The following is a 6,605-nucleotide window of genomic DNA, read 5'->3' on the forward strand; positions in this document are numbered from 1 at the left end:
GCCCGGGGCACCCGGGGCCCGGCCTCCGGCGATGCCGGGGCGGGGCATCGGTTTTTCGCCTCCTTATACCGTGTGACTAGTATCCCTCCGTCAGTGTCCTGTCAGATTCGACCAGTTGTGAACAACTGGTGTCGTCGCCAAGGAGAATGCCCTGCGCACGCGCGCGTCTCGGCGGATCAGAACGGGCCGGCTCTCGCTCCGCGCGACCCTGCTCGTGCTGGCCATCGTCCCCAGTGTGGCGCTGGCCGCACTGTGGGCCGTCACCAGCGGACAGCTCCTGTTGGACTTCCAGCGCCAGGCGGCCCAGGGCCTGCTCGCGCAGGAGGCCGGCCAGCCGTCCAACATCGTCTACTACAACCTGCAGGAGGAGCGGCGCCTGAGCGCCGACGTCCTCGCCACCCACAGCGGGGTCACCGACGCGCTGCGCAGCCAGCGCGCCAAGACCGACCAGGCCATCCGCGACTTCCAGAAGGCGTCCGACGTCGCGGCCTCCGACGCCCCCGACGAGGTCAAGGAGGCCGTCGGGCTGGCCCGGCAGTCCATCAACCAACTGCCCGCGCAGCGCGCCCTGGTCGACAGCGGCAGCGAGCAGCAGCAGGCCGCGGTCTACGGCTACTACACCGACCTGATCGCGGTCGACCTCAAGCTGTTCGCCGCGCTCAGCCACGTCGACAACGGCCGGATGACCACCATCTCCGCGCCGCTGGTCGACCTGTTCTGGGGCAAGGAGATGATCTCCCGCTCGGACGCCCTGCTGGCCCGCGGCTGGCCCTCCGGCAGCCTGAGCACCGAGGACTACCAGCAGCTGCGGCAGGCCGTCGCCGAACAGGACTTCCAGTTCGGCACCAAGGTCGCGCCCTACCTGGCCACCGACCAGGCCGCCAAGTGGCAGAAGATCACCGACAGTCCGGCCTGGAAGGCGAAGGCCGAGGTCGAGCGGCAGCTGCTCGCGCCCGCCGCCGAGCGCGGCGGCCGGATCGCCCTCACCGGCGACCGGGGCGCCTGGCGCCAGGCGGTCGACGCGCTCAACCCGCAGATCGTCGACCTGCTCGAGTACCGCACCGCCTACGTGGTCGACCACGGCAAGAGCAGCATCATCTCGCTCGCCGTCCGGCTGGTCCTGACCACCGTCATCGGCCTGATCGCCGTCATCGTGGTCGCCGTCACCTCCTGGCGGATCACCCGGACCCTGCGCCGCCGGATCGGCCGGCTCCAGGAGCAGGCCGAGGACCTCCAGACCACGCTGCCCGCGGTCGTCGAACGGCTCGGCAACGGCGAGAAGGTCGACCCGGAGGAGCACGCCCGAGCCGTCGCCCCCGACCCGTGGGGCCGCACCGGGGACGAACTCGCCAAGCTGGCCGAGGCGTTCAACCTGGCCCGGGGCAGCGCGGTGCAGTCCGCCGTCGCCCAGGCCGAGCAGCACCGCGCCTACGAGCGGCTGCTCCAGCGGATCGCCCGCCGCACCCAGCAGCTGATCGGCCAGCAGCTCAAGAAGCTCGACGAGCTCGAACGCCGCCACGAGGACCCGGAGTTCCTGGAGGGCCTGTTCGACCTCGACCACCTCACCGCGCGCCTGCGCCGCTACGAGGAGAACCTGGTCATCCTGGCGGGCGGCTCCCCGCACCGGCGCTGGCGCAAGCCCGTCGCCCTGCTGGACGTGATGCGCTCCGCCCAGGGCGAGGTGCAGGACTACCAGCGGGTCAGCATCGACCTGGACGGCGCCCCGTGGATCTCCGAGCGGGCCGTCGGCCCGGTCGCCCACGTGCTCGCCGAGCTGATCGAGAACGCGCTGACCTTCTCCCGCCCGCCGAACCCGGTCGAGGTCCGGGCCGGCCGGGTCAGCCGGGGCGTCGCCATCGAGGTCGAGGACCGCGGCCTGGGCATGGACGAGGACCAGATCGACGCCGCCAACGCGATGATGGCCCGCCCGCCGCGCGCCGACGTGCTCGCCCGCGGCGACGACATCCGCCTCGGCTTCTACGTCGTCTCCCGGCTCGCCGAACAGCACGGCCTGCGGGTCGAGTTCCGCCAGTCCGCGTTCGGCGGCACCCGGGTCGTGGTGCTCGTCCCCGAGGAGCTGATCGTCCCCGACCCGAACGCCCGGCCCACCGTCGTCCCCGTGCAGTCCGCCGGCGGCCTGCCGACCCGCAACCGCGGCCAGGCGCTGGCCGGCGTCACCGCCATCACCGCGGCGTCCGAACCGGTCTCCGTGTCGTACGGCCTGCCGCCGGAGGTCGAGGAGGCGCCCGCGCCCTACGGCCTGCCGTCGCCGGTCCAGGAGACAGCGATCGAAGACCCGTACCTCCCTGTCGACCCGTACCTCTCCGGCGACCCGTACCCGCAGCACGACCCGCTGGGCGCGCCGCAGGAGGAGTACCGGGCGTCCGGGCACGAGCAGCCGTTCCCCGACGCGGTGCTGCCGCTGCGGCCCGCGCCCGTCCCGTACGCGCTGCCCGCCGCGCACCACCCCGAGCCCGCCCCGGCCGGCTCGTGGCCGCCGCCCGCCGAGCACCGGGCGGCCCCCGCCGCGTTCCCCGAGGGGGGCTACCAGCCGCCCGCGGGAGGCGCCGAACCCCCGCTGCCGCGCCGGGTCCGCCAGGCCAGCCTGGTCGACGAGCTGCGGATCGACCCCACCGCCCCCAAGGCCGCGCCCGCGCCGCCCCGCTGGGACGAGAACCCGCTGTTCCGACCGGCCCCCCGACGGGCCGGAGCAGCGATCGGTGCGTTCCAGCGGCGCTCCCGCGAGGCGCGCGGCGGCCCGGCCGTCCCGGCCGCCGACACCACCGGCGGAGCCGAGGAGGGCACCGGCCGGGCCGACGACTGGAACAACAACCACATCCCGACGAGAGAAGACCGGTCATGACGCGCACTACCGCCACCCACCAGGACCTCGACTGGCTGCTGGACGGCCTGGTGGACTCGGTGGCCGGCACCAAGAACGCGGTGCTGCTCTCCGACGACGGCCTCGTGGTCGGCCACTCCCGCAGCATCGACCGCTCCGACGCCGAGCGCCTGGCGGCCGTCGCCACCGGCCAGCAGAGCCTCGCCCGCGGGGTGGGCCAGCTGTTCGCCGGCGGCCCGGTGCACCAGGTGATCGTCGAACTCGCCGACCTCTGGCTGTTCGTCATCGCCGCCGGCTCGGGCACCCACCTGGCCGTGATCGCCTCGCAGGACGTCGACGCCGAGGTCATGTCGCTGGCCATGCACAACCTGGTGCAGCAGGTCGGCCAGAAGCTCAGCACCCCGCAGCGCGGCGACTTCGACGCGTTCGGGGTCCGCAGCGGGCAGCGCGCGTGAACGCCCTCCCCTGGGACGACGAGGACGGGTACGAGGACGGGGACGACGGCGCCGACAGCATGGTGCGGCCCTACACCATCACCCGCGGCCGCACCGCGCCCGAACGCGACGACCTCACCCTCATCACGCTGCTCACCAGCGTGCCGGCACCGGTGGACGCCTACGGCGCGCCGGTCCGGCCCGCCCGGCTGCAGCCCGAGCACCGGATGATCATCGACCGGTGCCGCACCCCGGCCGCGGTGGCCGAGGTCGCCGCCGACCTCGACCTGCCGGTCTCGGTCACCAAGATCCTGCTCGGCGACCTCGTCGCGCAGGGCCTCCTGACGGCCCGGGCCCCGATCTCGGTGGCCCGGGCCGCGGGCGGCGCCGACCGCGGCCTGCTGGCCGCCGTACGTGAGGGCCTGAGGAGGCTTTGAGATGACCACCACCCCGGCCGGCGCGGCCGCGGTCAAGATCCTGATCGCCGGCGGCTTCGGCGTCGGCAAGACCACCCTGGTCGGCTCGGTCAGCGAGGTCGCGCCGCTGCGCACCGAGGAGTACCTGACCACCGCCAGCGTCGGCGTGGACGACCTGTCCGGGGTCGACCAGAAGACCACCACCACGGTCGCCCTGGACTTCGGCCGGATCACCGTCAGCCCCGAGCTGGTGGTGTACCTGTTCGGCACGCCCGGCCAGGAGCGGTTCTGGTTCATGTGGAACGACCTGGTCAACGGGGCGCTCGGCGGCGTCGTCATCGCCGACACCCGCCGGCTGGAGACCAGCTTCGCCTCGATCGACTTCTTCGAGAGCCGCGGCATCCCGTTCGTGGTGGCGATCAACTGCTTCCACGGCGTGAACACCCGCTCCGACGCCGAGATCCGGGCCGCCCTCGACCTCGACCCGCACGTGCCGATGCTGGTCGGCGACGTCCGCGAGCGCTCGTTCGGCCGGGACGCCCTGCTGGCGCTGGTCGACCACCTGATGGCGCTGCCCGTCGGCTGACCCGGCGGCCCCGCCGCACCCGCACGGCCCGCGCCCCCGCCCGGGCCGTCCACCCCCCGAACCAACGGAGAGACCATGGCAACACCCCTGCGCGTCCTCGTCCACGGCGGCGGCATAGGCGGCCTCAGCCTCGCGATCGCACTGGCCCGGCGCGGCCACACCGTCGAGGTGGCCGAACTCCGCGAGCAGCTCGACGCGCTCGGCGTCGGCATCATCCAGCCCTCCAACGCGCTGCACGTGATGCGCGAGCTCGGCGTGCTGGACGACTGCCTGGCGGTCGGCTTCGAATGGGAGGTGCTGACCATCTGCGACCCGGCCGGCAACCCGCTGGCGAAGATCCCGCAGCCCCGGATGGACGGCGCCCCCGCCAACAACGGCATCCCCCGCCCGGCGCTGGCCCAGGTGCTCGGCGACGCCGCCGCCGCGGCCGGCGCGACCGTCCGCTTCGGCACCACCGTCGCCGAACTCGCCGACGACGGCGAGGGCGTGGACGTCACCCTGTCCGACGGTTCGACCGGCCGCTGGGACCTGGTGGTCGGCTTCGACGGCATCGGCTCGCCGCTGCGCACCCGCCTGTACGGCGACCGCTACCGCCCCGAGTACACCGGCTTCGCCAACTGGCGGGTCACCGTGCCCCGGCAGGACGAGGTGCAGGGCGTGGTGATGAGCACCGGCAACCAGGCCGCCAAGGCGCTGCTCACCCCGATCACCCCCGAACTCATGTACCTGGGTGCGGTGTTCGCCGAGGCCGAGGACTTCCGCCCGGACCAGGAGCGGGCCCACGAGCAGCTCGCCGAGCGGCTGGCCGGCTTCTCCGGCCCGGTCGCCGAGGCGCTCGCCCACGTCACCGACCCGGCCGCCGTGGTGTACTCGCGGATCTCCCAGGTCACCGTCGAGGAGCCCTGGCACGTCGGCCGGGTGGTGCTGGCCGGCGACGCCGCGCACGCCTCCACCCCGCACCTGGCGCAGGGCGCCGCGATGGCCGTCGAGGACGCCCTGGTGCTGGCCCAGGAGCTGGACGCCGCCGCGGACGTGCCCGCCGCGCTGCGCGCCTGGGAGGCCCGCCGCCGCCCGCGCGCGATGTTCGTCCAGGCGCTGTCCCGGGCCGTCCTCAAGCAGGAGACCGGCACGGCGACCACCCCCGAGGAGGACGAGCTGCTGAAGGTCGGCATCCCGGGCGCCGCCCACGTGCTGGTCAAGCCGTACTGACCCGCCCGCCGGACGCGCGTCGGGCCCGGCCCCGTGGGGAGGGGGCGGGCCCGGGCGTGCGGAGGCGGTGCCGGCCGTCAGTGCCCCGGGGGGCGGGAGCGGGCCGGCGGCGCGACTTCTATGGAGCGCGGGTGGAACTGGACGGGCATCGGTTCTCCTGAAGGGGATGGGCGCCGCGTGGGACGGCGGCGCTGCCCGAAACCGTAGGGTGATCGGACGAACGGCGGGGCGGGGCGCGCCGCCCGCCGCGCCCGGGTCGCCCGAAGGGCCGAGGCGTCCGTGGTCCGGTCGGTCGATGCGGCCCCGCCCTACCGCCCGGTACGGTCGGCTCCATGACCACCGCTCTCATCACCGGCGCCACCGCCGGCATCGGCGCCGCCTACGCGAACCGCCTGGCCCGCGACGGCCGCGACCTGGTGCTGGTCGCCCGCGACACCGAACGCCTGGCCGCGTCCGCCGCCGAACTCACCGCCCGCCACGGCGTCCGGGTCGAGACGCTGGGCGCCGACCTCGCCACCGAGGCCGGCATCGAGACCGTCGAGGCCCGCCTGCGCGACCCCGCCCGCCCCGTCGACCTGCTGGTCAACAACGCCGGCTTCGGCCACCGCGGCACCTACCTGGACGTCCCCGTGCAGGACGAGCTCGACATGCTCAAGGTGCACGTCGAGGCCGTGCTGCGGCTCACCACCGCCGCCGTCCCCGGCATGCGCGAGCGCGGCTTCGGCGCGGTCGTCAACGTCGCCTCGGTCGCCGCCTTCCTGCCGCGCGGCACCTACGGCGCCACCAAGGCGTGGGTGGTCAACTTCACCCTCGGCATCGCCCGCGACCTGGCCGGCAGCGGCGTCCGCCTGCAGGCCCTGTGCCCCGGCTTCACCCGCACCGAGTTCCACCAGCGGGCCGGCATGGGCACCTCCTCCGTCCCCGCCTGGGGCTGGCTCACCGCCGACCGCGTCGTCGACGACTCGCTGCGCGACCTCGCCCGCAACCGCCCGCTCTGCGTCCCCAGCAAGCGCTACCGGGCCGCCGTCGCCGCCGCGCGGCTGCTGCCGCCGGGCGGCCTCGGCAAGCTCTCCAACACGGCGGGCCGCGACTACCGCAAGCCGTAGGCCCTGCCGGCC

Annotated in this window: 6 protein-coding genes; all 6 read left to right on the forward strand. The window is 74.5% G+C overall.

The window, feature by feature from the left end; genetic code table 11:
- Window positions 1-235 precede the first annotated feature (235 nt).
- Window positions 236-2,863, forward strand: a complete 2,628-nt coding sequence (locus ACFUEL_RS32280; RefSeq protein WP_380240547.1) for a nitrate- and nitrite sensing domain-containing protein — start codon at window positions 236-238, stop codon at window positions 2,861-2,863.
- A complete protein-coding gene (locus ACFUEL_RS32285) occupies window positions 2,860-3,297 on the forward strand; it encodes a roadblock/LC7 domain-containing protein (protein WP_030462163.1) in 438 nt (145 codons plus the stop codon). Before ACFUEL_RS32280 ends, ACFUEL_RS32285 begins: the two co-directional genes overlap by 4 nt.
- Window positions 3,298-3,356: 59 nt before the next feature.
- Entirely contained in the window at window positions 3,357-3,713 is a 357-nt protein-coding gene (locus ACFUEL_RS32290; RefSeq protein ID WP_176192931.1) for a DUF742 domain-containing protein, read from the forward strand.
- A 1-nt stretch (window position 3,714) separates the two neighbouring features.
- Window positions 3,715-4,278, forward strand: coding sequence for an ATP/GTP-binding protein (locus ACFUEL_RS32295; RefSeq protein ID WP_380240549.1), 564 nt, complete (start codon window positions 3,715-3,717; stop codon window positions 4,276-4,278).
- 75 nt (window positions 4,279-4,353) lie between these two features.
- Window positions 4,354-5,487 (forward strand): FAD-dependent monooxygenase, encoded by a 1,134-nt coding sequence (locus tag ACFUEL_RS32300; protein WP_380240551.1) that lies wholly within the window; start codon window positions 4,354-4,356, stop codon window positions 5,485-5,487.
- A gap of 332 nt (window positions 5,488-5,819) precedes the next feature.
- A complete protein-coding gene (locus ACFUEL_RS32305; protein ID WP_380240553.1) occupies window positions 5,820-6,593 on the forward strand; it encodes an SDR family NAD(P)-dependent oxidoreductase in 774 nt (257 codons plus the stop codon).
- Window positions 6,594-6,605 lie beyond the last annotated feature (12 nt).

The sequence above is a fragment of the Kitasatospora sp. NPDC057198 genome (assembly GCF_042670125.1).
GTDB lineage: Bacteria > Actinomycetota > Actinomycetes > Streptomycetales > Streptomycetaceae > Kitasatospora.